The 24,972-nt window shown below is 71.8% G+C and carries 22 protein-coding genes and 1 riboswitch; of the genes, 19 read left to right on the top strand and 3 right to left on the bottom strand.

Features of this window, described 5'->3' with window-relative positions; all coding sequences use genetic code 11:
* Positions 1 to 137 precede the first annotated feature (137 nt).
* The 9 genes from ABT336_RS07315 to truA all read left to right on the top strand — a co-directional run bounded on the left by ABT336_RS07315 (position 138) and on the right by truA (position 6,058).
* Positions 138 to 965 (top strand): DUF1707 SHOCT-like domain-containing protein, encoded by an 828-nt coding sequence (locus ABT336_RS07315; protein ID WP_350895648.1) that lies wholly within the window; start codon positions 138 to 140, stop codon positions 963 to 965.
* A 242-nt stretch (positions 966 to 1,207) separates the two neighbouring features.
* Positions 1,208 to 1,429 carry a translation initiation factor IF-1 gene (infA, locus tag ABT336_RS07310; RefSeq protein WP_007073013.1) on the top strand — a complete coding sequence of 74 codons (222 nt, stop codon included), beginning with the start codon at positions 1,208 to 1,210 and terminating at the stop codon, positions 1,427 to 1,429.
* 96 nt (positions 1,430 to 1,525) lie between these two features.
* Complete coding sequence (rpmJ, locus tag ABT336_RS07305; RefSeq protein WP_012184307.1) at positions 1,526 to 1,639, top strand: 50S ribosomal protein L36; 114 nt, start codon at positions 1,526 to 1,528, stop codon at positions 1,637 to 1,639.
* Between the two features lie 259 nt (positions 1,640 to 1,898).
* Positions 1,899 to 2,279, top strand: a complete 381-nt coding sequence (rpsM, locus tag ABT336_RS07300; protein WP_350895647.1) for a 30S ribosomal protein S13 — start codon at positions 1,899 to 1,901, stop codon at positions 2,277 to 2,279.
* Between the two features lie 116 nt (positions 2,280 to 2,395).
* Complete coding sequence (gene rpsK / locus ABT336_RS07295) at positions 2,396 to 2,803, top strand: 30S ribosomal protein S11 (RefSeq protein WP_007073011.1); 408 nt, start codon at positions 2,396 to 2,398, stop codon at positions 2,801 to 2,803.
* A 14-nt stretch (positions 2,804 to 2,817) separates the two neighbouring features.
* Complete coding sequence (gene rpsD / locus ABT336_RS07290; protein WP_350895646.1) at positions 2,818 to 3,444, top strand: 30S ribosomal protein S4; 627 nt, start codon at positions 2,818 to 2,820, stop codon at positions 3,442 to 3,444.
* Between the two features lie 97 nt (positions 3,445 to 3,541).
* Positions 3,542 to 4,564 carry a DNA-directed RNA polymerase subunit alpha gene (locus ABT336_RS07285; RefSeq protein ID WP_350895645.1) on the top strand — a complete coding sequence of 341 codons (1,023 nt, stop codon included), beginning with the start codon at positions 3,542 to 3,544 and terminating at the stop codon, positions 4,562 to 4,564.
* A 31-nt stretch (positions 4,565 to 4,595) separates the two neighbouring features.
* Entirely contained in the window at positions 4,596 to 5,153 is a 558-nt protein-coding gene (gene rplQ, locus ABT336_RS07280; protein ID WP_350895644.1) for a 50S ribosomal protein L17, read from the top strand.
* A gap of 74 nt (positions 5,154 to 5,227) precedes the next feature.
* Positions 5,228 to 6,058, top strand: a complete 831-nt coding sequence (truA, locus tag ABT336_RS07275) for a tRNA pseudouridine(38-40) synthase TruA (protein ID WP_350895643.1) — start codon at positions 5,228 to 5,230, stop codon at positions 6,056 to 6,058.
* 87 nt (positions 6,059 to 6,145) lie between these two features.
* Here truA and ABT336_RS07270 read toward each other — a convergent pair whose 3' ends face one another.
* Positions 6,146 to 7,165, bottom strand: coding sequence for a hypothetical protein (locus ABT336_RS07270; protein ID WP_350895642.1), 1,020 nt, complete (start codon positions 7,163 to 7,165; stop codon positions 6,146 to 6,148).
* A gap of 160 nt (positions 7,166 to 7,325) precedes the next feature.
* Here ABT336_RS07270 and ABT336_RS07265 point away from each other — a divergent pair, with 160 nt between their 5' ends.
* The 3 genes from ABT336_RS07265 to ABT336_RS07255 all read left to right on the top strand — a co-directional run bounded on the left by ABT336_RS07265 (position 7,326) and on the right by ABT336_RS07255 (position 10,733).
* Positions 7,326 to 7,931: a class I SAM-dependent methyltransferase gene (locus ABT336_RS07265; RefSeq protein WP_350895654.1), complete on the top strand. Its 606-nt coding sequence runs from the start codon at positions 7,326 to 7,328 to the stop codon at positions 7,929 to 7,931.
* 41 nt (positions 7,932 to 7,972) lie between these two features.
* Positions 7,973 to 9,646: an ABC-F family ATP-binding cassette domain-containing protein gene (locus ABT336_RS07260; protein ID WP_350895641.1), complete on the top strand. Its 1,674-nt coding sequence runs from the start codon at positions 7,973 to 7,975 to the stop codon at positions 9,644 to 9,646.
* A 133-nt stretch (positions 9,647 to 9,779) separates the two neighbouring features.
* Positions 9,780 to 10,733 carry an aldo/keto reductase gene (locus tag ABT336_RS07255; protein ID WP_350895653.1) on the top strand — a complete coding sequence of 318 codons (954 nt, stop codon included), beginning with the start codon at positions 9,780 to 9,782 and terminating at the stop codon, positions 10,731 to 10,733.
* Between the two features lie 216 nt (positions 10,734 to 10,949).
* On the opposite strand, the gene ABT336_RS07250 is transcribed toward ABT336_RS07255, so the two are convergent.
* Positions 10,950 to 16,523 (bottom strand): ThuA domain-containing protein, encoded by a 5,574-nt coding sequence (locus ABT336_RS07250; protein ID WP_350895640.1) that lies wholly within the window; start codon positions 16,521 to 16,523, stop codon positions 10,950 to 10,952.
* 327 nt (positions 16,524 to 16,850) lie between these two features.
* Positions 16,851 to 16,960, top strand: a riboswitch (TPP riboswitch).
* On the opposite strand from ABT336_RS07250, the gene thiE reads away from it, so the two are divergent.
* The 7 genes from thiE to thiC all read left to right on the top strand — a co-directional run bounded on the left by thiE (position 16,955) and on the right by thiC (position 22,972).
* A complete protein-coding gene (thiE, locus tag ABT336_RS07245; protein ID WP_350895639.1) occupies positions 16,955 to 17,581 on the top strand; it encodes a thiamine phosphate synthase in 627 nt (208 codons plus the stop codon). It overlaps the preceding riboswitch by 6 nt.
* A 74-nt stretch (positions 17,582 to 17,655) precedes the next feature.
* Positions 17,656 to 18,744 carry a glycine oxidase ThiO gene (gene thiO / locus ABT336_RS07240; RefSeq protein ID WP_350895652.1) on the top strand — a complete coding sequence of 363 codons (1,089 nt, stop codon included), beginning with the start codon at positions 17,656 to 17,658 and terminating at the stop codon, positions 18,742 to 18,744.
* Positions 18,735 to 18,935: a sulfur carrier protein ThiS gene (gene thiS, locus ABT336_RS07235; protein ID WP_350895637.1), complete on the top strand. Its 201-nt coding sequence runs from the start codon at positions 18,735 to 18,737 to the stop codon at positions 18,933 to 18,935. Before thiO ends, thiS begins: the two co-directional genes overlap by 10 nt.
* Before the next feature lie 5 nt (positions 18,936 to 18,940).
* Positions 18,941 to 19,723, top strand: a complete 783-nt coding sequence (locus ABT336_RS07230) for a thiazole synthase (RefSeq protein ID WP_350895636.1) — start codon at positions 18,941 to 18,943, stop codon at positions 19,721 to 19,723.
* Between the two features lie 74 nt (positions 19,724 to 19,797).
* Positions 19,798 to 20,538 (top strand): thiamine phosphate synthase, encoded by a 741-nt coding sequence (locus ABT336_RS07225; protein WP_350895651.1) that lies wholly within the window; start codon positions 19,798 to 19,800, stop codon positions 20,536 to 20,538.
* Positions 20,535 to 21,362 (top strand): bifunctional hydroxymethylpyrimidine kinase/phosphomethylpyrimidine kinase, encoded by an 828-nt coding sequence (thiD, locus tag ABT336_RS07220; RefSeq protein ID WP_350895635.1) that lies wholly within the window; start codon positions 20,535 to 20,537, stop codon positions 21,360 to 21,362. The genes ABT336_RS07225 and thiD overlap by 4 nt, the downstream gene beginning before the upstream one ends.
* Before the next feature lie 17 nt (positions 21,363 to 21,379).
* Positions 21,380 to 22,972, top strand: a complete 1,593-nt coding sequence (gene thiC / locus ABT336_RS07215) for a phosphomethylpyrimidine synthase ThiC (RefSeq protein WP_350895634.1) — start codon at positions 21,380 to 21,382, stop codon at positions 22,970 to 22,972.
* Positions 22,973 to 22,983: 11 nt separating this feature from the next.
* Here thiC and ABT336_RS07210 read toward each other — a convergent pair whose 3' ends face one another.
* Positions 22,984 to 24,930 (bottom strand): hypothetical protein, encoded by a 1,947-nt coding sequence (locus tag ABT336_RS07210; protein WP_350895633.1) that lies wholly within the window; start codon positions 24,928 to 24,930, stop codon positions 22,984 to 22,986.
* Positions 24,931 to 24,972 lie beyond the last annotated feature (42 nt).

The raw sequence follows: 24,972 nt of genomic DNA, 5'->3' as shown, positions 1-24,972 counted from the left end.
TGGGGGGGGCGCCCCCCCCCCCCCGCCGCCCCCCCCCCCCCCCCGCCGGGCCCCCCGGGACCGGGGGAACCCCGGGCCCGGGGACCGGGCGCGACGTCGCGAGCGCGGGTTGGCGGGTTGATGGCATGCTTGGCGCCATGGACCAACGCGACGGGATGCGGGCGGCCGACGCGGACCGCGAGGTAGTGGCCGGGCGGTTGCGGGCGGCGCTCGACGAGGGCCGGCTGGACCTGCACGAGTACGACGAGCGACTGCAACGTACCTTCACCGCCCGCACGTACGGCGAGTTGGACGCGGTCCTGACGGACCTGCCGGTGACCACGGTTCCCCGACCGGCGGGGTACGCCGCAGCCGAGGTCGCGGCCCCGACACCGAGCGACCCGGCAGCGGTGGCGCAGCCGGCACCGACCAGGTCGGCGACGCTCCGCTGGCTGGCCGACACCTGGGAGGGGTACCTGACGACGGTCGCCGTCACCATGGCGGTCTGGGGCATGATCTGCCTGCTCAGCGGGGAGCTGCTCTACTTCTGGCCGGGCTGGGTGGCCGGGCCGTGGGGGGCGGTGCTGATGGTGAGCACCGTGATCGGGCTCTCGAAGGGTGAGCCGGAGCGGTGGGCGGCCAAGGAGGAGCAGAAGCGCCTGCGCAAGGCGGAGAAGCGGGCCCGCAAGCGGGAGGCCAAGGCTGCCGAGCAGGGGCTGACTACTGATCCTGGCGGGGGCGCGGCCTTCCTCGGTGGCGGAGTCGGGGGTGCCCCGGTCTCCGGGCCGCAGACCTTCCCGGTCCCGCCGGCCCGCTCCGCCGGTGGGGACGGTGTGACGCCGCACGTGTGGTCCGCCGAGCGGCAGAACCCGCCCCAGGCGACCGGGTCGGCCCAGCAGGGCGGTCAGGCGGCCCAGCCGGCGGGGGAGGAGCTGCGGGAGTCGAATCCTCGCCGCCGATCCTCCGAGGGTGGAATCTCCGCCTGATTCGAGGTTCTTCGCCCGAATCGGTGACCTACGGGGTGGCCGGTTTGGCGACCGCCGGTCGACCGGCGTAGACTTTCGGATCGGCGCACAGCGTCCACTCCGGCATGCCCACCCGCGCTTCGGTGGGGCCGGAGCCGCGGCTGGCCGGGCCTGCAGTTCGCGATCCTCCTGGATCGTGGCCTCAGGTCCGTGTAAGGCGTTGTGAGCCGTCCGGAGCAACCGACGTCAGGACAGCGGAGGACATGCCGAAAAAAGACGGAGCCATCGAGATCGAGGGTCGGGTCATCGAGCCCCTGCCGAACGCAATGTTCCGGGTGGAGCTCGCGAACGGCCACAAGGTGCTGGCTCACATCAGCGGCAAGATGCGGCAGCACTACATCCGCATCCTGCCGGAGGACCGGGTCGTCGTCGAACTCTCGCCGTACGACTTGACTCGCGGGCGCATCGTCTACCGCTACAAGTAACCGAACCTGACGGCGGGCCGGGAAGTCCCGTGTCCGTCTTCGACGTCCGGGGCGCGTGAAGACGCGGCTCCGGGCCAGATGGGAAGTAAGGCAACCGTGAAGGTCAAGCCGAGCGTCAAGAGGATCTGCAACAAGTGCCGGGTGATCCGTCGGCACGGTCGGGTCATGGTCATCTGCACCGACCCGCGCCACAAGCAGCGCCAGGGTTGATCGCCTGACCGGTCGGTGACGTCCGGTCGAGATCTTTCCGGGCCGTAGATCCTGCCAACATCACCAGCTCGTTCCAGCTCCGGGCGGTGCGCAGTGCGTACCCGCTCGTGGTTGACCCCCGGTCGGAGGCCGGGGCCCGCTCGGGCAACGACCGATCCCGGTCGCCGGTGCGTCACGCACTGGAAAGACGGGACGGACGGTAGCGGGGTGGGACGGGTCCACACCTCCGCCAGAACATCACAGAGGAGCAAGCCCGCACATGGCACGTCTAGTCGGCGTCGACCTCCCCCGCGAGAAGCGGATGGAGATCGCGCTCACCTACATCTTCGGCGTGGGTCGGACCCGCGCCCAGGAGACGCTCGCCGCCACCGGCATCTCGCCGGACAAGCGCGCCCGGGACCTCACGGACGAGGAGCTGGTCCAGCTCCGCGACCACATCGAGGGCAACTACAAGGTTGAAGGCGACCTGCGCCGCGAGGTCGCCGCCGACATCCGCCGCAAGGTCGAGATCGGCTGCTACGCCGGTATCCGGCACCGCCGGGGTCTGCCCGTGCGTGGGCAGCGGACCCGTACGAACGCCCGGACCCGGAAGGGCCCGAAGCGGACCGTCGCCGGCAAGAAGAAGCCCGGCAAGAAGTAGGGCCCAGCCGGAATTCTGGTCACTCGCTGTCGAGGCACCCCGCAACGGGGGCCAGGTGATCGACAGGGCGGGCAGCCGGAAGCCGATCGAGAACCAACACAGGAGCGCACACACACATGCCACCGAAGGCTCGTGCCGGAGCCGCTGTCAAGAAGGTCCGGCGCAAGGAACGCAAGAACGTCGCCCACGGGCAGGCGCATATCAAGAGCACCTTCAACAACACCATCGTGTCCATCACGGACCCGACCGGTGCCGTCATCTCCTGGGCCTCCGCCGGCCAGGTCGGCTTCAAGGGGTCCCGCAAGTCGACCCCGTTCGCCGCGCAGCTGGCCGCCGAGGCCGCCGCTCGCCGGGCGATGGAGCACGGCATGCGCAAGGTCGACGTATTCGTCAAGGGCCCCGGCTCCGGCCGGGAGACCGCGATCCGTTCGTTGCAGGCCGTCGGGCTGGAGGTCGGGCAGATCTCCGACGTCACGCCGCAGCCGCACAACGGGTGCCGTCCGCCGAAGCGTCGCCGGGTCTGAGAGGTTAGAGAGAGATGGCTCGTTATACCGGTGCTGACTGCCGCCGTTGCCGGCGGGAGAAGATGAAGCTGTTCCTCAAGGGCAGCAAGTGCGATGGTCCGAAGTGCCCGTTCGAGTCCCGGCCGTTCCCGCCCGGGCAGCACGGCCGAGGACGTACCAAGGAGACGGAGTACCTGCTCCAGCTCCGTGAGAAGCAGAAGGCCCGCCGCATCTACGGCGTGCTGGAGAAGCAGTTCCACGGTTACTACGTGGAGGCCGTGGCGAAGCAGGCCAAGACCGGTGAGGTCCTCCTGCAGATCCTCGAGTCGCGGCTCGACAACGTGGTGTACCGGGCCGGCTTCGGCAAGTCGCGGGACATGGCTCGCCAGCTGGTCAAGCACGGTCACCTCACGGTGAACGGCAAGAAGGTCGACATCCCGTCGTACCGGGTCAAGGAGCACGACATCATCGAGGTTCGGGGCAAGAGCAAGGAGCTCACCCCGTTCATCGTGGCGCAGGCCGAGGCCGGTTCGCGGACCGTCCCCGCCTGGCTCGAGGTGATCCCGAGCAACATGAAGATCCTCGTGCACTCCCTCCCGGCCCGGCAGGTCATCGACACGCAGGTCCAGGAGCAGCTGATCGTCGAGCTCTACTCCAAGTAGGCCTCGGCTCGTCGCGGTGGCCCGTCCCTGGGGGCGGGCCACCGGAGACATTCACCTGAGCGTCATATGGCGGGCGCTCCGGAAGAGAAGAGAAACAATGCTCATCAGTCAGCGACCGACTCTCTCCGAGGAGTCGATCAACGAGACCCGGTCCCGGTTCACCATCGAGCCGCTGGAGCCGGGCTTCGGGTACACCCTGGGCAACTCGCTGCGGCGTACGCTGCTGTCGTCCATCCCGGGCGCGGCGGTGACCTCGATCAAGATCGACGGGGTGCTGCACGAGTTCACCACGATCCCCGGGGTCAAGGAGGACGTGGTCGAGCTCGTCATGAACGTCAAGGAGCTCTGCGTCAGCTCCGAGCACGACGAGCCGGTCAGCATGTACCTGCGCAAGCAGGGCCCGGGCGACGTGACGGCGGGGGACATCCAGCCGCCGGCCGGCGTCTCGGTGCACAACCCGGACCTCAAGCTCGCCACCCTGAACGGCAAGGGCCGGCTCGACATGGAGCTGACCGTCGAGCGGGGTCGTGGCTACGTCACGGCGGCCCAGAACAAGCAGGCGGGTGCCGAGATCGGCCGAATCCCGGTCGACTCGATCTACTCGCCGGTGCTGAAGGTGACGTACCGCGTCGAGGCCACCCGGGTCGAGCAGCGGACCGACTTCGACCGGCTGATCATCGACGTCGAGACCAAGCCGTCGATGGGCCCGCGTACCGCGCTGGCCTCCGCCGGTTCGACGCTGGTGGAGCTCTTCGGTCTGGCTCGGGAGCTGGACGAGACCGCCGAGGGCATCGACATCGGCCCGTCCCCGCAGGACGCTCAGCTGGCGGCGGACCTGGCACTGCCGATCGAGGAGCTGGACCTCACGGTCCGTTCCTACAACTGCCTCAAGCGCGAGGGCATCAACTCCGTCGGTGAGCTGATCGGGCGCACCGAGGCCGACCTCCTCGACATCCGCAACTTCGGTCAGAAGTCGATCGACGAGGTCAAGATGAAGCTGGCCGGGATGGGGCTGGGGCTGAAGGACTCGGCTCCCAACTTCGACCCGGCGCACGTCGTGGACGCCTTTGGTGAGGCCGACTACGACACGGACGACTACCGCGAGACCGAGCAGCTCTAGTCCGCGCTGCCGCCACACCTGAGGAGCAAGCATGCCCACGCCCACCAAAGGCGCCCGCCTCGGCGGCAGCCCCGCGCACGAGCGGCTGATGTTGGCCAACCTGGCCACCTCGCTGTTCCAGCACGGCAAGATCAAGACCACCGAGACCAAGGCTCGTCGCCTGCGCCCGGTCGCCGAGCGGCTCATCACCAAGGCCAAGCGCGGTGATCTGGCCTCCCGGCGTCGGGTCCTGGGTGTGGTCAAGGACAAGGATGTGGTCTACGCCCTGTTCGACCAGATCGCGCCCCGGTTCGCCACCCGCAACGGCGGCTACACCCGGATCGTGAAGATCGGTCCCCGCAAGGGCGACAACGCTCCGATGGCGATCATCGAGCTGGTCGAGGAACTGCAGGTCGTCGAGCCGGCGGCGAACAAGAAGACCGCCGACCGCAAGGCGGCGCAGCAGGACAAGGTCGAGGCCCTGGCCCCGGCCGACGAAACCCCCCGGTCCAGCGAGGGTGACCAGGACGCAGAGGCTCCGGTCTCGGCTTCCGGCGACACCGCCGCCGCCCGTGAGGACAGCGACGAGGCCACCGAGAACAAGGCCTGATCGCACAGCAGCACACGTCGGGCCCGGCACCCTCTCACGGGGGTGCCGGGCTCGACCCGTCAGTGGAGGTACGAGTGGACGAGCGGACCCGGTTGCGGTTGGACGTCTCGTACGACGGCACGGACTTCTCCGGCTGGGCCCCCCAGCCGAGTCGGCGTACGGTCGCCGGGGTGCTCGTCGAGAAGCTGGACCTGGTGCTCGGGGCGGGGACCGTGGTCGGGTTGACGGTGGCCGGTCGGACCGACGCCGGGGTACACGCCACCGGGCAGGTCTGCCACGTCGACCTGCCGACTGCGGTGTGGCGGGAGCACGAGGGGCTGCTGGTCAGACGGCTGGCCCGGATCCTGCCCACCGACGTCCGGGTGCGGGCGGCGACGGAGGTGTCAGCAGACTTCGACGCCCGGTTCTCGGCCACCTTCCGCCGCTACGAGTACCGGGTGACCGACGCCGCGTTCGGGGCTGATCCGTTGCGCCGACACGCGGTCCTGGCCTGGCCGAAGTCGCTCGACGTCGACCTGCTCAACGCCGCTGCGGCGGGGCTGGTGGGGGAGCACGACTTCGCCGCGTACTGCCGGCGCAAGGAGAACGCGACCACCCTGCGGGCGGTGTCCCGGTTGGACTGGCGGCGGGACCCGGACGGTGTCCTGGTGGCCACTGTCCAGGCCGACGCGTTCTGCCAGGCGATGGTCCGCAGCCTGGTCGGGGCGATGCTGGTGGCCGGGGACGGCCGGCGGCCGGTGGAGTGGCCGGCGGGGCTGTTGACCCGCCGTGACCGGGCCAGTGAGGTGACAGTGGCCGCCGCACACGGGTTGACACTGGTGGCGGTCGGCTATCCCGACGATCCCGCCGAGTACGCCCGCCGCGCCGATCTCACCCGGCGGCTGCGGGTTCCGGCCGGCTCCTGACCTGCGGGTTCCGGTCGGCTCCTGCCCCGGGTGGCGGGTCGGCTTCCGACCCGGACGCCGACCACCCGGGTCCTTCCGCAGCGTCTGTCAGTCGCCGTCGGGCGAGGTGCCGTCGCCGGTGCGCCCGTCGAGGTCAGGGTTCGGCTGACCGGCGGTTCCGCCGTTGGCCCGGGCCTCCAGGACGGTCTTGTCCAGGTGCAGCTCGATCAGGTCGAACATGATGTCGCGTACTGTCGGGTCGCCGGACGGGATCGACTCTCCGGCGGCCCGGACGACCAGGGTGAACGCCAGGTAGTGGCCGCGTACCTGCCAGCCGACCCGGGACGGTGCGGTGCCCAGCACTGCGGTGTCGTCACCGGCGGGCATCCCCTGGAACCGGCCCTGCCGTTCGTCGAGGAGTTCCCGGATCCGGTCCCTGGCCCGTTCGGCGTTGGCGACGTCGGGCAGGTTGAACAGCCCGGCGGTGACCAGGTGTCGGCCGTCGGGGCTGCGCAGGGTGCCCCGGACCACCTGGCTGCACCCGACCCGGGCCAGCAGGTCGGCGACCTCCCCGGTGGCGGCTGTCGCGCAGCTGCCGCTGCTGTGGGTCCGCAACACCTGGTAGGGGGCGGTGCCGTCGAGCGTCAGCCGCTTGGTGCCGAAGACCTCCTTGGTGGTCAGCGGCGCCTGGTCGGTGTCCCGGGAGTCGATGTTCTGCGGTTCGGTGCGGTGCGGTGCGGTGACCGGTGCGGCGGCCGGGGTCCCGGGGACCTCCGGATCCCGGTCGACGATCAGGGCGGCGGCGGTCAGCCCGCAGAGGGCGAGCAGGACCAGTACCGCCGCGCTTCCGATCAGGACCTGCCAGGGGCGGGCGCCCCGGCCTGCCTCGCGGTGGCTGTGGACCGGTCCGAGGGGCTGCATCGGCGGTGGCAGTCGGCTGGTGTGCGCCGGGGGTGGGGCGGGTGCCGGCTCTGGTTCGGGTTCGGCTATCGGTTCCGCCTCGACGACCGGTGCCGGACGGCTGGCCCGGGGCAGGATCGGGGTCGGGAAGCGCGACGGTGACGGGCCGGTGTGGGCGGGCCGACCCGTCACCACCGACAGTTCGGTCCCGGGGCGGGGGGATTCCATGGGGCGGTCCTCACCGGACTCGTACCGATAAACCATGTTGCCCAGGTTAAGGAACAATGCCCCCTTAAGGGGTATTTCCCGGAAATCAACTTCCCACGCCGCCGGGCCCGCCGCCCGGCCGTCGACAGCCCCGATCCGGGTCGGTGCGAGAATGCCGGACGTGACCGGGGACCACTACTTCACCGCCGAACCCACGGCTGCGGCCGCACCACGGGAGGTGGAGTTCACCGCCGCCGGACGCGAGTGGACACTCGCCTCCGCAGCCAACGTCTTCTCCGCCGACCGGCTCGACGCGGGCACCGCCGTACTGCTGCGCAAGGCCCGGCTGCCGCACGCCGCCACCACCGGCGCGCTGCTCGACCTGGGCTGCGGGTTCGGTCCCATCACCTGCGTCCTGGCCGTATCGGCCCCGTCCGCCACCGTCTGGGCCGTCGACGTCAACGAGCGGGCCCGCGACCTGACCACGGCGAACGCGGCACGGGTCGGGGTGGCCGACCGGGTCCGGGTGCACGCTCCGGACGACGTCCCGCAGGACGTCACCTTCACCCAGATCTGGTCCAACCCGCCGATCCGGATCGGCAAGCCCGAGCTGCACGACCTGCTCCGACGGTGGCTGCCCCGACTCGCCCCGGACGGCATCGGCTGGCTGGTGGTGGCTCGGCACCTCGGCGGGGACTCCCTGCACCGGTGGTTGGTCGACCAGGGTTGGCGGGTCGAACGGCACGCGAGCCAGAAGGGTTACCGGGTCCTGCGGATCACCCGGTAAATGGTTGTCGCGTCCGGGCCTGCCTCAGGCAGGATGCCGTCGTGGGATACGTGGACGTGGCAGCCGTCGGACACGTCCTACCCGACGGCCGTGAGTTGCTACGCGACGTGTCGTTCCGGGTGGGCGAGGGGGCCAAGGTAGCCCTGGTCGGGCCGAACGGCGCGGGGAAAACGACACTGTTGCGGTTGGTCGCCGGAGACCAACCGGTGCACACCGGAGCTGTGGCCCGTGCCGGTGGGCTCGGGGTCATGCGTCAGTTCATCGGCATGATCGGGGACGAGCAGACCCTCGCCGACCTGGCGCTGTCGCTGCTCCCGCCCGCCGTACGGGACGCCGGCCACCGGCTCGCCGACACCGAGCAGGCAATGCGCGAGGCCGAGGAACGAGACAGCGGCTCCGCCGGCCGGGCCCAGCTCGCGTACGCCGACGCCCTGGCCGCCTGGGGGGAGGTCGGCGGGTACGACGCCGAGGTGCTCCTGGACACCGTCGCCACCATCGTGCTCGACCAGCAGTGGGAGACCGTACGCGACCGTCCGGTGCGGACCCTCTCCGGCGGGCAGCAGAAGCGGTTCGCCCTGGAACTGCTGCTGCGCGGCACCGACGAGGTGCTGCTCCTCGACGAGCCTGACAACTTCCTCGACGTGCCGGGCAAACGCTGGCTGGAGGGCCGGCTGCGGGAGTCGACGAAGTCGGTGCTCTACGTCTCGCACGACCGGGAACTGCTGGCCCGGACCGCCGAGCGGGTGGTCACGGTCGAAGGCGGCAGCGCCTGGGTGCATCCGGGCGGCTTCGCCAGCTGGTACGAGGCCCGGGTCGCCCGGCACGCCCGCCTCGACGAGCTGCGTCGTCGGTGGGACGAGGAGCACCAGAAGCTGCGTGAGCTGATGCTGATGTACAAGCAGAAGGCCGCGTACAACGACGGGTTGGCGTCGCGGTACCAGGCCGCCCAGACCCGACTGCGCAAGTTCGAGGAGGCCGGGCCGCCGCCCGTACCCCCGAAGGAGCAGGACATCCGGATGCAGCTCTCCGGCGGTCGGACCGGGCGACGCGCGGTGATCTGCGAGCAGCTGGAGCTGGACGGCCTGACCTACCCCTTCGACCTGGAGCTCTGGTACGGCGACCGGGTGGCGGTCCTCGGTGCCAACGGCACCGGCAAGTCCCACTTCCTGCGGCTGCTGGCCCGGGGCGGCACCGACCCGGACGTGACGGTCGTCGACAGCGACGCGGCGACCGGGCTCACCCCGGTGGCCCACGACGGGGTGGCCCGACTCGGGGCGCGGGTCCGTCCCGGACACTTCTCCCAGACCCACGACCGGCCCGAGCTGACCGGGAGGACACTCGTCGAGATCCTCTGGCGGGGGGACGACCACCGGGCCGGGATGGACCGGCACGCGGCAATGGCCGCACTGAGCCGGTACGAGCTGGCCGGGCAGGGTGACCAGCGGTTCGGCAGCCTCTCCGGCGGGCAGCAGGCCCGGTTCCTGGTGCTCCTGCTGGAGCTGTCCGGGGCGACCCTGCTCCTGCTCGACGAGCCCACCGACAACCTGGACCTGGCCAGTGCGGAGGCGCTGGAGGCGGGGCTCGCCGGATTCGCCGGCACCGTCGTCGCTGTCACCCACGACCGCTGGTTCACCCGCTCGTTCGACAGGTTCGTGCTGTTCCGTGGCGACGGTGAGGTGGTCGAGACCGACGAGCCGGTCTGGGACGTCGCCTGACCGCGATCCGGGGGGACCGGTCGGCATCCGGGTGGTCCTCGGGCGGCATCCGGCTGGCTCCGGTGCGGGATCCCCGCAGGTCGTGGCCGGGGCATGGGTGCCCCGCTCGGCATAGGGTGGCCTGGTGACTGAGATGACGTATCGCCGGCTGGGCGACTCCGGGCTCGTGGTGTCCGTGGTCGGCGTCGGCTGCAACAACTTCGGCCGTAAGCTCGACCTCGACGGCACCCGGGAGGTGGTCGACGCCGCGCTGGACGCCGGGATCAACCTCTTCGACACCGCAGACATCTACGGTGAGCCGCAGGGTGCCTCCGAGGAACTGCTCGGCCAGGTGCTCAAGGGCCGCCGGGACGACGTGGTGCTGGCCAGCAAGTTCGGTATGGACATGCACGGACTCAACGGCCCCGACCACGGTGCCCGTGGTGCCCGGCGGTACCTGACCCGGGCGGTGGAGGCCTCGCTGCGCCGCCTCGGCACCGACCACATCGACCTGTACCAGATGCACGAGCCCGATCCGGGGACCCCGATCGAGGAGACCCTGGCCGCCCTGGACGACCTGGTCCGCGCCGGGAAGGTCCGCTACCTCGGCAACTCCAACTTCACCGGCTGGCAGATCGCCGACGCCGACTGGACCGCCCGGGCCGCCGGCACCAACCGGTTCGTCAGCGCCCAGAACCAGTACAGCCTGCTGGAGCGGGGGGTCGAGGCGGAGGTGGTGCCGGCCTGTGAGCGCTTCGGGCTGGGACTGCTGCCGTTCTTCCCGCTCGCCGACGGGCTGCTCACCGGCAAGTACCGCCGGGACCAGGCCCCGCCCGGCGGCAGCCGGCTCTCCGGCAGCGGCACCCGCTACCAGCAGCGCCTGGCCGCCGCCGACTGGGACACCATCGAGGCCCTGGAGGCGTACGCCGCCGAGCGGGACGTGTCCCTGCTCCAGGTGGCCATCGGCGGTCTCGCCGCCCAGCCGGCGGTGACCTCGGTCATCGCCGGTGCCACCACCGCCGACCAGGTCCGGTCCAACGCCGCCGCCGGCGCCTGGCAACCCACCCCCACCGACCTGACCGCCCTGCACACCCTCCTCACCAACTAACCCCCACCCCCAACCCCCAACCCCCAACCCCCAACCCCCCAACCCCCCAACCCCCGGCCTTCCCGCTTCCTGGCGCCTGGTGATCAAGGGGTTTGCGTCACCAGTGAGTGCCGCAGTGACGCAAACCCCTTGATCAACGAGGTGATCCGGCGGTCGGAGGGGGGTGGGGGTTGGGGGTGGGGGGGTGGGGGGTTGGGGGGTGGGGTGGGGTGGGGGTTAGAGGGGGGTGTCGGGGTTGATTCGGGTGGGGTCCTTGGGGAGGCGGCCGGTTCCCTTGACCGTTCTGCCGTCGTTGGCGGCTACGCCGGCGCGGCTGGCCGTACCGCCCAGTCGGACGATCATGGCGTCGGTGTCCCGGACGAGCACCTCACGGACCTCGGCCTCGCCCACCAGCGTGGAGTCGGCGGCGAGTCCCCGCAACGCGGTGAGCTGCTGGACGGCCCGCCTGTCGTCGCCCGCCGCCTCCGAGGTCCGGGCCGCCGTCAGCTTGTTCGTCAGCTTCCGGTGGGCCGGTTCGGAGATCCGCCCGGTGGCGCGGAACCTGTCGATCAGGTTCTGCACGTCCCGCAGCGAGGTGGTGACGAAGAACCGGACCGTGGCGGTGGTGCCGTTGCCCGCCCGGTCGGTGGCGGTGACGGTCAGCTCGTGCAGGCCGAGCGGCAGCTCGTACATGGCCTGCAGGGTTCCGGTGGCGTACGGTCGGCCGTCGAGCGTTCCCACCACCGACCGGATCCCGGAGGTCGGGTCGACGGCCTGCCAGGAGACGCGGACGTCCTGGCTGTCGCCGCAGAACTGGCCGTCGGCGACCCCGGACACCAGCAGCGTCGGCTTGGTGCCGTCGATCCGGACCACCGCCGACTTCAGCGACTCGACGTTGCTGGCGTTGTCGGTGGCCCGGTAGAGCAGTTCGTGCTCGCCGTCCCCGCTGATCTGCACCGGCCCGGCGTACGGCTGCCACTCACCACCGTCGAGCGACCACTCCAGCAGTCGTACCCCGGAGCCTTCGTCGGAGGAGGTGAGTACCACCGGGACCGTACCGTCGTGCCAGCCCTGGTCGTTCGGGGACGCGAACGACGCCGAACTCACCGGGGCGGTGGTGTCGACAGTGCTGGCGGTGAGTCGGAAGTAGTCGAACGACACCGTCTTCGAGGCAGTCTGTGCGGCCCCGAGGGTGAACAGCCCCACCCTGGGGATGGCCCCGACGGCGGCGTTGGTCAACTCTCCCAGGACCGTCCACTCCGACCCGTCCGCCGAGTACGACGCGGTGTACGTGTCACCGCTGCGGGCCACCCGCAGGTGCCACACCCCCTGGGTGAGGCTGCCCGCGTCCGGTTGCGGGTTCTGGACCGCCCCGTCGATCTCGCTGCGGAACTCGATCCGGCGGCTGACCGGCTGGCCGGGGGAGTTGTCCACCAGGTAGTCGAGCTTGAGGTAGTTGTCGTCGTCCGCGTACACCAGGAGCCCGGCCTGCTGGTACTGCTCGTCGAGGAGGCTCCCGTCGACCTTCGTCTGGATGGTCCAGTCGCCCTGCGGTGCGGTCTGCAGGACGAAGTTGGTCGGCCCGGAGTTGCCGCCACCGTAGATGTCACCGTTCGGGACGTCGACGTGCAGCGCGCCGTCGGTCACCCGGTAGCCGGCCGGGTCCTCCCTGACGATGGCGTTCCACCGGCACACGTCCAGGGCGTCCCCGGTGAACTCGTCGGACGGGGTCACCGGCTCGGCCGGGATGTCCGGGGCGACCTGGAACCAGTCGAAGGCCGCCTCCACCACCGGGGCGGTGGTGCCGCCGTTGAGGGCGAACAGACCGATCTGCGGGGCGGTGATGCCGGCCAGCGCGGCCGGTCGGCCGACCGGGGTGTAGGTCTGCCCGTCGGCCGAGAAGGCGGCGGTCAGGTTCGTCCCGTCGCTGGTCAGCCGCAGGTGGATGGTGTCACCGTCGGGGGCGGGGCCGCTGTCGGTCCCCTCGTTGCGGGGCACCCCGGCGGTCTCCCGGATGAACTCCACCCGACGGCTGCCGCCGTAGAGCAGGTCGAGCTTGGCGTAGTTGTCGTCGTCGCCGTAGACGATCAGACCGGCCTGCTGGTAGTCGGTGGTGGTCGGGACCGTCACCTTCGTGGTCACCTGCCAGGCCCCGGTCGGCGCGGGCTGGAGCACCAGGTTGGTCGCGTCGTTGCGGTCACCGTAGAGGTCCCCGACCCCGGTGGGCAGGCGCAGCGAGCCGCCGGAGACCGCGTACGACTGGTTCTCCCGGACTATCGTCTTCCACCGGTCCCGGTCCAGGGAGTTCCCGTCGAAGGCGTCCGACCGGGCACCGAAGCAGGAGGTGTTCGGCGCCTCCACCCGTACCTGGGCGGTGGCGTACGAGGTGGCCCCCCGCTTGTCGGTCACCGTCAGGGTGGCGGTGAACGTACCCGGGACGGTGTAGGTGTGCTCGGCGTCGAGGGTGTCCGCCGTGGCACCGTCACCGAAGTCCCAGGCGTACGTGAGCGGGGTGTCGTCCTCCGGGTCGGTGGCGGTGCCGACGAAGGCGACGGTGACCGGTGCGGTGCCGGTGGTGGGGGTGGCGGTGGCTGTCACGGTCGGCGGGGCGTTGTCGGTCACGCCCCTGCCGACGAAGTCCATCCAGTTGACGTTGAACAGACTGTTGGCGCCTCCGCCCGGGTCCCGGGCCACGAAGAAGAGCGTGCCGCCCGAGTCGGCGTCCGTCGGCACCTGCGCGGTGACGTCCGTGTACGTCTGCCACTCTCCGGTCGTGGGGACGTCGACCGAGGTGAGCAGCGGACCGTCGGGCGCACCGGCGCGTACCTCGACACGTCCACCGGAGGTCGCCGAGGCGACCCGGAACCGGATGGCGTCGATGCCGGTCAGGCTGGCGGGCTTGACCGACCACCAGTCGCCATCCTCGATGAACCCGATGTTCTGTCCACCCCCGGCGGTGTCCCCGGTGGTCTCCCGCCCTACGCCCGGGTCGCCGCCCCCGGTGCCGCCCGGGATCCGACCGGTGGCGGTGTAGTACTCGGCCTGCTTGCGCTTGGGCTGGAGGATCTCCAGGGACCGGCCGGTCAGTGCCCCGGCGCCGCCCGTACCGCCGTTGTCGGTGTAGGTCGCCTCCAGGACGGTGAAGACGTTCGCCTCGGCCCCGTGGCCGGCGGCGAGCTGGGTCTGCACGGTGCCGGTGCAGCCGGTGTGCTGCTCCAGCGGGTGGGCGTGCTCGTCGTGGCCGAGCAGGACCTGGAGGTTCACCCGGGCGCAGTCGATCTCCCCGTCCTCCGCGTCGGTCACCTTGACCGTGTACTTGACCTGGTCACCCCATTCGAAGAAGCCGCCGTCCGGGGGGAACTCGATGGTCACTGTCGGGGCGGTGTTGCCGACCGTCACCCGGACGTTGGCCACCGCGGTCCGCCCCCTGTCGTTGGTGACGGTGAGCTGGGCGTTGTAGTTGCCGGCAGCGTCGTACGTGTGGGTGGGGTTCGCCGCCGTCGAGGACTCCCCGTCGCCGAAGGTCCAGGCGTACGTCAGCGACCCACCGTCGGGGTCCCGGGAACCGGCGCTGGAGAAGGTGACGGTCAGCGGTGACGGCCCGGAGGTCGGGTCTGCTTCGGCCTGCGCGATGGGGGCCCGGTCACCGGCGACGTAGTCGATCCGGTAGACCCCCGAGTTGTCGTTGTTGCCGCCGAAGCCACTGCCCCACTCGATCAGGTACAGCGCGCCGTCCGGCCCGAACTCGAAGTCCATCGGCCGGATGAAGGTCATCCCGGTGAGCAGCTGGTTGATGTCGACCAGGGACTTCCCGTCCTCGGTGACCTGCATGGTGTACATCTTCGACTGGTTCCACTCGCCGAGGAGGGCCTTGCCGTCGTAGTACGCCGGCCACTTGCGGGTCGACTGGTTGTCGGCGTCGTACCGGTAGACCGGGCCGCCCATCGGTGCTCCGCCGCCGCCGATCTCCGGGAAGCGCGGGTTGGGAGCGTAGCCGTAGTCGACTGTGGCCGGGATGGCCGGGGGCAGGGTGGTCAGGCCGGTGTTGTTGGGGGAGTTGTTCACCGGTGCGGCGCAGTCGAACTTCGCCCCGCTCGGGCCCGAGGGGAACTGGTAGTCGTTGTACGCCTGGTTGGCCCCGTGGCAGTACGGCCAGCCGTAGTTGCCGGGCCGGTCGACGATGTTCCACTCGACCAGGCCCTCGGGTCCCCGGTTGGGGTTGGCCGCGCTGGCGTCCGGCCCGTAGTCGGCGACGTAGAGCACGTCGGTGCGGAGGTCGACACCGATCCGGAACGGGTTGCGGAAGCCCATCGCGTAGATCTCGGGGCGGGTCTTCTCGGTGCCGGCCGGGAAGAGGTTGCCCTCCGGGACCGTGTACGTACCGTCGTCCTCCGGGTGGATCCGGAGGACCTTCCCGCGCAGGTCGTTGGTGTTTCCGGAGGACCGCTGCGCGTCGTAGTCCTGGCGTCCCGGTCGCTCGTCGATCGGGGTGAACGCGCTGGACTCGAAGGGGTTGGTGTTGTCGCCGGTGGCCAGGTAGAGGTTGCCGGCCGAGTCGAACGTCATCGTCCCGCCCGCGTGGCAGCAGGTGTTGCGCTGGGTGGTGACCTCCAGGACGACCTTCTCGCTGGCGGTGTCGATGGTGTCGCCGCTGACAGTGAACCGGGACAGCAGGTTGCGGGGGCCGCCGCCGTTGGGGGCGTAGTAGAGGTACACCCAGTTGTTCGTGGCGAAGTCCGGGTCGAGGCGGATGCCGATCAGGCCGTCCTCGTTTCCGGTGAAGACGTCCAGGTCGGCGGCGGTGACGGTGTTGCCGGTGTCCGGCTTGACGATCTGGACCCGGCCGTCACGCTCGATGTAGAAGACCCGGCCGTCGGCGGCGACGTCCAACTCCATCGGGTTGCTGGTGTCGTCGTCGAGCGTCACCTTCTCGAAGCTCTCGGTCTTCGAGGCGGCACAGTCGGAGTCGACCACTCCGGCGGCGGTCTGGATGCCGCCCAGCAGGTGTTGCAGGAACTCCGGTTCGGCGAAGGACTCGTCGGTGTGGCCGCCGCCGGTGTACCAGGCCCGGCCGCCGTCGTACTCCTGGCACCAGGCGATCGGGTGGTCGTGTCCCATCGCGCCGCTGCCGGGGGCGTAGGTGCTCTCGTCCAGGCTGGACAGGACGTGGACCTGGGAGCGCGGGTTGGACCGGAAGTTGTACCACTCGTCGTACCGGGTCCAGCGTTCCGGCAGGTGTGCCGTCGACTCGTGCGCGTGGTCCTCGACCTTGATCGTCGCGGTCTGGTTGGCCGGGTGGCTGGCGAAGTACGCGCCGACCAGCTTGCCGTACCACTCCCAGCTGTACTCGGTGTCCGAGGCGGCGTGCACACCGGCGTAGCCGCCGCCGGCCTGGATGTAGCGCTCGAACGCCGCCTGCTGACCGGCGTCGAGGACGTCCCCCGTGGTGGAGAGCCAGACGACCGCCCGGTAGCGGGCCAGGTTGGCGTCGGTGAAGGCACCGCCGTCCTCGGTGGCGTCGACCGTGAACCCGTGTTCGGCCCCGAGTCGTTGGATGGCGGCGATGCCGGCCGGAATGGAACCGTGCCGGAACCCGGCGGTCTTGGAGAAGACCAGCACCGAGTACGGCTCGGCCTCGTCCGCCGCCGGGGCGGGCGGTACCGGTGCCGGTGCGGCCTGCGCGGCTGCGGGCTCGACGGTGGGGGCGGCCTGGGCGGGCACACCCATGAGCATGGTGGTGGTGAGGGTGAGCGCGAGCAGGGCCGCGGGGAGGGGACCCCGTGGCGATCTGATGCGGCGGAATCGGGACACCAGGGTCTCCTCTGTCCGTGCGGGACGACGGGTGTCGGAGCGGCCCGCCGAAGACCGCCCCGATCCGACCCGACAGCACTGGCGACCGGGGGGCGCCGACGCCCCGGACAGTCATTCTGACGAATCGATAAACAAATTAATTCGGATGTATCTATGTCCGACAAGATGCAGTCCGGTCACGGTTGTGTAACGCCAGTCCGCAATAGCCTCGACTCCCGCCAAACCGACCGGAACACGCCCGGTGACCCAGCCGGCCCCGGGTGAGCTGCGGCACGGCTCGGTCGACACCCCCTTGGCGGATCCGCCGATCCGTCGTACGGTGGCACCGAACCAACCCACGGGAGCCCGGTGTACCGGGCTGAGAGGGGGGCTAGGAGCCCCCGACCGTCGAACCTGATCCGGGTAATGCCGGCGCAGGGAGGAGTGTTGCCGTGCCGTCCCTGGGACGACTGCATCTGGTCACCGACACCCGCCCCGGGCGGGATCCGCTCGCCGTGGTCCGTGCCGCGCTGGCCGTCGCCGACAGCGAACTCGTCGTCCAGGTCCGGGTCGCCGACGAGGCCACCGACCGCGAGGCGTACGACCTGGCCGCCCGGATCCTCGGGCTCTGTACCCCGTACCGGGCCACCTGCCTGGTCAACGATCGACTGCACGTCGCCCTGGCGGTCGGTGCGGCCGGCGGGCACGTCGGCGCCGACGACCTGCCCGTCCCCGCCGCCCGCCGGGTCCTCGGCCCCGACGGGGTGCTCGGCGCCACCGCCCGGGAACCCGTCGCCGCCCGGGCCGCCATCGCCGCCGGGGCCGACTACCTGGGCGTCGGCCCGTGCCACCACACCGCCACCAAGGACGGTCTGCCCGACCCGATCGGCCCCGCCGGGGTACGCGCCGTCGCCGACGCCGTCGACGTACCAGTCATCGCGATCGGTGGGGTGACAGTGGCGACAGTTCCGGCGCTGCGCGCCGCCGGGGCGTACGGGGTGGCGGTGGTGGGGGCGCTCTCCGACGCCGCCGACCCGGGCCGCACCACAGCCGACTTCCTGCGGGAACTGACGTGTTAGGAACGGCCTCCGCCCCGTCGACGGGCGAGGCCGTCGGTCCAACCGAGGCCGACGGATCCGTCGGTGCACCCGAGGTGGCGGTGATCGGGGCGGGAGTGATCGGGCTGGCGGTGGCCTGGCGCTGCGCCCGACGCGGGCTCCGGGTGACAGTCCACGACCCCACCCCCGGCAGCGGGGCCTCGCACGTAGCGGCCGGGATGCTCTCCCCGGTCGTCGAGGCGCACTTCGGCGAGGGAGAGTTGACCGGGCTGCTGGCCGACTCGGCGGCCCGGTGGCCGGCCTTCGCCGCCGAGCTGACCGAGGCCGCCGACACCGACTTCGGATACCGCACCGAGGGCACCCTCGTGGTCGGACTGACCGGCGACGACCTGGCCGAGGCGCGACGACTCTGGACGTACCAGGCGGGGCTGGGGCTGCCGATCACCCCACTGCGCCCCTCCCAGCTGCGGGAACGCGAACCGGCGCTGGCCCTGCGGCTGCGCGGTGGTGCGCTGGCGGCCACCGACCACCAGGTCGACCCGCGCCTGTTGGTCGCCGCGCTGCGGACCGCCGCCCGCCGGGCCGGCGCCCGACTCGTCGGAACCCGGGTCGCCGACCTGGCCGAGGTGACCGCCCGGACCACCGTGGTCGCCGCCGGGTGCGGCGCAGCCGCGCTGACCGGGCTCCCGATCCGGCCGGTCAAGGGGCAGATCCTCCGACTCCGGGCCCCCGACGGCGGCCCGCCGGGGCTGCGCCACGTCATCAGGGGGCACGCCGACGGGGAACCGGTCTACCTGGTCCCCCGCGCCGACGGGGAGGTGGTCGTCGGGGCCACCGTCGAGGAACGGTCCGACACCACCGTCACCGCCGGCGCCGTCCTGCGACTCCTGCGCGCCGCCGTCGACCTGGTACCCGAGCTGGCCGAGTACGACCTGGTGGAGACGGTCGCCGGACTGCGCCCCGGTACGCCCGACAACGCCCCGGTCCTGGGGACGCTCCCCGGTCGGCCGGACGTCCTGGTCGCCACCGGACACCACAGGCACGGGATCGCCCTCACCCCGGTCACCGCAGACCTGATCGCCGACCTGGTGACCACCGGCGTGCCCGACCCCCGGCTCGCGCCCTTCGCCGCCGACCGGTTCGACACCGGCGGCCAGTCGATCGAGGAGGACAGGTGGAAGTGACTGTGAACGGGGTGGCCCGGGCGGTGACCGAGGGGCTGAGCGTGGCCGACCTGGTCCGCGTGGTCACCGCGGAGCAGCGGGGACTGGCGGTGGCGGTCAACGGCGAGGTGGTGCCGCGTACCGGGTGGCCGGATGAGGTCCTGCACCCGGGGGACCGGGTCGAGGTGCTCAGCGCGGCGCAGGGCGGGTGAACGCGGTGACCACCACCGACGGGCTCGTCCTCGGCGGGCAGACCTTCGACTCCCGGCTGATCCTCGGCACCGGTGGGGCGGCCAACCTGCACGTCCTGGAACAGGCGATCCGCGCCTCCGGCACCGGACTGGTCACCCTGGCGCTGCGCCGGGTGGACACCGCCCCCGGCACCTCCGGTGGACTGCTCGACCTGCTCGACCGGTGCGGCGTACGCCTGCTGCCCAACACTGCCGGCTGCTACACCGCCGCCGAGGCGGTCAAGGTCGCCCACCTGGCCCGGGACGCCTTCGACACCGACTGGATCAAGCTTGAGGTGATCGGCGACGAGCGCACGCTGCTGCCCGACGGGGTGGAGCTGCTGCGCGCCGCCGAGGAACTGGTCGCCGAGGGCTTCACCGTCCTGCCGTACACCAGTGACGATCCGATTCTCGCCCGTCGGCTCGCCGACGTCGGGTGCGCGGCGGTGATGCCCGCCGGTTCGCCGATCGGGTCGGGGTTGGGCGTGGGCAACCCGCACCACATCCGGCTGATCCGGCAGAGCGTCGACGTACCGGTGATCCTGGACGCCGGGATCGGCACCGCCTCCGACGCGGCCCTGGCGATGGAGCTCGGCTGCGACGCGGTGTTGCTGGCCAGCGCCGTCACCCGGGCGGTGGATCCGGTGGCGATGGCCACCGCGATGCGGTACGCGACCGAGGCCGGTCGGCTGGCCCACGTCGCCGGTCGGATCCCCCGCCGGTTCCACGCCCTCGCCTCCACCCCTGACGAGGGGCGACCCGACCTGTGACAGCCATCCCCGCGTCTCGTGTGACACCACCCGGGCGGGAGCGCCCCGCCGAAGATCCCGGCAGGAGGCGGCCCCTGGCCGGGCCGGAACCCGCCACGACGCCCTCCGGGGTGGTGGTGCTCACCGGTCGGGTCGACGCCCCGAACGGGGTGGAACGGGCGGTCGCCGGGGCGGTGGCCGGGGGAGTGCGGTGGGTGGTCCTGCGGGAGCGGGACCTTCCCCGGGCCGAACGCGCCGCCCTCGCCGTCGAGCTGCGCGCGATCCTCGCCGAGGTGGACGGCACGTTGATAGTGGCCGGGCCGGACCCCCTCGACGGGGACGCCGTGCACCTGCCGGCCCGGGGGCCGTACCCGCCGCCGACCGTCGGCCTGGTCGGGCGCTCCTGCCACGACGCCGCCGAACTGGCCCGACTGACCACAGAGGACTACGTCACCCTCTCCCCGGTCTGGCCCACCGACACCAAACCCGGCCACGGTCCACCACTGCACCCCGACGGGCTGGCCCGGTTGGTCGGACGCAGTCCGGTTCCGGTCCTGGCCCTCGGCGGGGTGACCACCCCCGGCCGGGTGTCCGCCGCCGTCGCGGCGGGTGCCGCCGGTGTCGCAGTCCTCGGCGCGATCATGCGGGCCGGGGACCCGGCCGAGACGGCCACCGCCCTCACCGCCGCCTTCACCGACGCCACCTCCGGAGACGTCTCCACCGACGCCGCTTTCGGACGCGTCTCCACCGACGCCGTCTCCACCGACGCCTCCGGAGGCGTCGGCTCGGCCGTCGGCGACCAGCCCATCAGCACGACCAGGAGGGGAACGCCGTGACGCCAAGGACCGTACTCACCATCGCCGGCTCGGACTCCGGTGGTGGTGCTGGCATCCAAGCCGACCTCAAGACCTTCGCCGCCCTCGGCGCGTACGGCACGAGTGTCCTCACCGCCGTCACCGCCCAGAACACCCGGGGCGTCGACGGGGTCCTCCCGTTGCCCCCGCAGACAGTCACCGAGCAGCTCGACAGTGTCCTGACCGACTTCACCGTCCGGGCGGTGAAGACCGGCGTCCTGGGAACCCCGGCCGTCGCCGACGCCATCGCCGACGCGGCCCGCTCGGGGCGGCTGCCGCATCTGGTGGTGGACCCGGTGCTGGTGGCCACCAGCGGGCACACCCTCGGGGTGACGGCGGCGGTCGAGCGGCTCCTGCCGTACGCGCAGGTGGCGACGCCGAACTGCGCGGAGGCCGCAGCCCTCACCGGCGGCCTGGTGACCACTGTGGAGGAGATGGTCGCCGCCGCCGAGGCGCTGGCCGCCGGTGGACCGGCGCACGTGGTGGTGACCGGTGGGGACGTGGACGCCGACGGGGAGTCCGTCGACGTCCTGGTCGGGGCCGGGGGCACCACGCTGCTGCGGGGTCCGAGGGTGGACACGGCCAACAACCACGGGACCGGCTGCTCGTTCTCGGCGGCGGTCGCCGTCCGGTTGGCCGCCGGGGACCCGGTGGCGGTGGCGGTGGCGACCGCCAAGGAGTACGTCGCCCGTGCGCTGACCGGCGGGCGGGACTGGAAGTTGGGCGCGGGAGCCGGTCCGTTGGACCACTTCGGCTGGGCCTGCGCCCCGGATCAGGGGAGCGCAGGGGCGTCCCGCCCCGCGTGAAGCACAGGGAGGCTGTCATGCACACACGCCGCAAGGTCTACGTCGAGGGATCCCGGCCGGACGTCCGGGTGCCCTTCGCCGAGGTGGAGTTGACCGGTGACAACCCGCCCGTGCGGTTGTACGACACGTCGGGGCCGGGCTCCGACCCGGAGGTGGGGTTGCCGCCGCTGCGCGGACGGTGGATCGCCGAACGGGGGGACGTGGCCCCGGTCCGGGGCGGGGGCACCCCGCTGGTGGGCGTGGACGGTCGGCGACCGACCCAGCTCGCGTACGCCCGCGCCGGGGTGGTGACCCCGGAGATGGAGTTCGTGGCGATCCGGGAGCAGGTGACGCCGGAACTGGTGCGCGACGAGATCGCCGCCGGTCGGGCGGTGCTCCCGCTCAACGTCAACCATCCCGAGTGCGAACCGGCGATCATCGGCAAGGCGTTCCTGGTGAAGGTGAACGCCAACATCGGCACCTCGGCTGTCACCTCCTCGGTGGCCGAGGAGGTGGAGAAGATGACGTGGGCGACCCGTTGGGGTGCGGACACGGTGATGGACCTCTCCACCGGTAAGCGGATCCACCAGACCCGCGAGGCGATCGTGCGCAACTCGCCGGTGCCGATCGGGACGGTCCCCATCTACCAGGCGTTGGAGAAGGTCGACGGTGACCCGGTGAAGCTCACCTGGGAGGTGTTCCGGGAGACCGTGATCGAGCAGGCCGAGCAGGGCGTGGACTACATGACGGTGCACGCCGGGGTGCTGCTGCCGTACGTGCCGATGGCGGTGGACCGGGTCACCGGGATCGTCTCCCGGGGCGGGTCGATCATGGCCGCCTGGTGCCTGGCACACCACACGGAGAACTTCCTCTACACCAACTTCCGGGAACTCTGCGAGATCCTGGCCCGCTACGACGTGACCTTCTCCCTCGGGGACGGGCTGCGCCCGGGTTCCATCGCGGACGCCAACGACGAGGCGCAGTTCGCCGAACTCCGTACCCTCGGCGAACTCACCAGGATCGCCTGGGAGTACGACGTCCAGGTCATGATCGAGGGACCGGGGCACGTGCCGATGCACAAGATCAAGGAGAACGTGGACCTCCAGCAGGAGTGGTGCCACGAGGCGCCCTTCTACACCCTCGGTCCGCTGACCACCGACATCGCCCCGGCGTACGACCACATCACCTCGGCGATCGGTGCCGCGATGATCGGCATGTTCGGCACCGCGATGCTCTGTTACGTCACGCCGAAGGAGCACCTCGGGCTGCCGGACCGGGACGACGTCAAGGCCGGGGTCATCGCGTACAAGATCGCCGCGCACGCCGCCGACCTGGCCAAGGGCCACCCCGGGGCGCAGGACTGGGACGACGCGCTGTCGAAGGCCCGGTTCGAGTTCCGGTGGGAGGACCAGTTCAACCTCTCCCTGGACCCGCAGACGGCGCGGTCGTACCACGACGCGACACTGCCGGCCGCGCCGGCGAAGACGGCCCACTTCTGCTCCATGTGCGGACCGAAGTTCTGCTCCATGAAGATCACCCAGGAGCTGAAGGAGTACGCCGCCCGGGGCATGCAGGCCAAGTCCGACGAGTTCCGCTCCACCGGGGGACGGGTATACCTGCCCCTCGCCTGAGGGTCCCCCTGTCAGTCCCGGCTGTGTCGGCCGGAGGAGCCCAGCCGCCGCTTACCGGTCTCCGGCTCCGTGGTCGGCCGACCCAGTCCGGTGACCCAGTCGACGTACTCCTCGTCCTGGGCCGGCACCTCCGGTTCGGGGCGTTCCTTGCCGCCCCGCTCCCGAGGGACCTCGGCGGTCGGGTCGCCCGACTCGGTCCGGTTCCGGTTGCGTCGGAAGAAGCGCAGGACGGACCGGGTCGGGGTCGTCCCGTCGGCGCTCGGGTCGGCCTCCGCCGCCTCGGCGGGGACCCCGACCGGCACCGGTTCCGGTTCCTGCTCTACCGGTTCCAGCTCCAGGTCCGGCTCCGGCTCCGGCTCGGAACGCCGGGGCGGGGTGAAGGCGTTCCAACTGCTCACGTTACTCAGGTCGGGCAGGGACGGGAACCGACTGCTGACCCTCGCCGTCGTCGGCTCGGTCTCCGGGACGGCGGGCGGTGGTTCGGCCCCCCGGACGGCCGCCGGTGGCTCGGCCTCCCAGGTGGCGGTCGGTGGCTGTACCTCCCGGGCGGCGGGCGTCGGCTCGGTCCCCCAGGCGGCGGGCGGTGGTTCGGCCGGTCGGGCGGCGGGCACCGGCACCGGCGCGACCGGGGGCCGGGGCGCGTCGTCGTCGGCGAAGATCGGCCGGGGGGTCTCGGCCCGGGTCACCGTCGGCCAGTCCCAGTGCGCCGGGGTGGCCGCTGTCGAGGAACCGGTGTCCGGCTCCGGCCCTCTGTCGGCGGGGTCGGTCGACCCGTCGGCAGCGGTCGCCACGACCGGGTAGGTCGGGGAGACGCTGCCGGTCGGCACCACCGGGTCGGCGGGGCCGCCGGTCGGGACCGGGTCACCGTCGTTCGGGGTGGGGCCTGGTTCGGTCGGGGCGCTGCCCCCGTCGGTCAGGGTGCGGTCTGCGTCGGTCGGGGCCTCGGCTGGCGGACGGGTCGGGGTGTCGGGGGTGGACATGCTGCTGAGGCTCTCCGAAGTCTTCGGGTGGATGGGCTCGCCGGTGGACGGCAGGTCGTCGCCGTCGGCGGGAAGCGGATCGAGGATGTCGGTCGGCTCGATCGCCCCGGTGGCCCGAGCCGCCGGGGTGAACAGCGGCCAACGCCACGCGGTCGCGGCGGCGGAACCGAGCGCGCCGGTGCCCACCGCGATCAACCCGCCGAGGTACGGGGCGAACTGGAGCTGGTCGGCGCCGTTACCCGGTCCGGCGGTCAGGTGGGTGAAGGCGACCAACGCCGGCCCGGCCACCCCGGTCACCGCGCTCAGCACCGTCGGGTGGCCCTGCGCGCGGGCCAGCCAACCGGTCGCCGCCCCGGCGAGGAGGGCCAGCAGGGGCAGCAGTAGCGGTGCCAGACGCTGGGCCACTGTGGCGTCGAGCCAGGCGGGCTCCACCACACCCAACCGGACGAAGGGCAGGGGACCCGTGCCGAAGACCGACGGGGCCACCGAGAAGAGGGCGACCAGCCAGATCGTGGCGGTGACCAGCCCCATGTTCCACCCCAGAGGGGGGAACCACAGGGCGGCGAGCGCGGCCCCCGTGCCGACCACCGCGCCGAGAACCGCGCAGACCGCCACCGGCCAGGCCGGGTTCCCGGTGCCGATCTCGGCGGCGCGGGCCGGCAGGGTGCAGAGCGGGACGACGACTGTCGCCCCGAGCCCGGCGACCCCGGCGACCGCCAGTCGACGCGCCGTGGTCGCCGTCGGTCCGTCGCGGGCGAGCAGGCGATCGGCGACGACCGCACCTGTCGTCGCGGCCACCGCCGCGCACCAGCCCACCCAGACGAGCTGTCCGGGCCAGCGGTTGGCGTCCGCGCCGTCGTACTCGCCGATCAGACGGAGAATGCCGAAGGCGTACGTCACGCCGAGCTGACCGGCACCGGCGAGCGTGCTCACCGCGAGGGCGGTGAGCAGCAGCCTGCTCCAGGTCCGAATCGCCATGTCGGGCACGTTACGGCCAGGTGGGGCCGATCGCCACCTTCG

The organism is Micromonospora sp. NPDC000207 (assembly GCF_040300925.1).
Classification (GTDB): domain Bacteria; phylum Actinomycetota; class Actinomycetes; order Mycobacteriales; family Micromonosporaceae; genus Micromonospora.
This window is presented reverse-complemented; position numbering and strand designations above follow the sequence as displayed.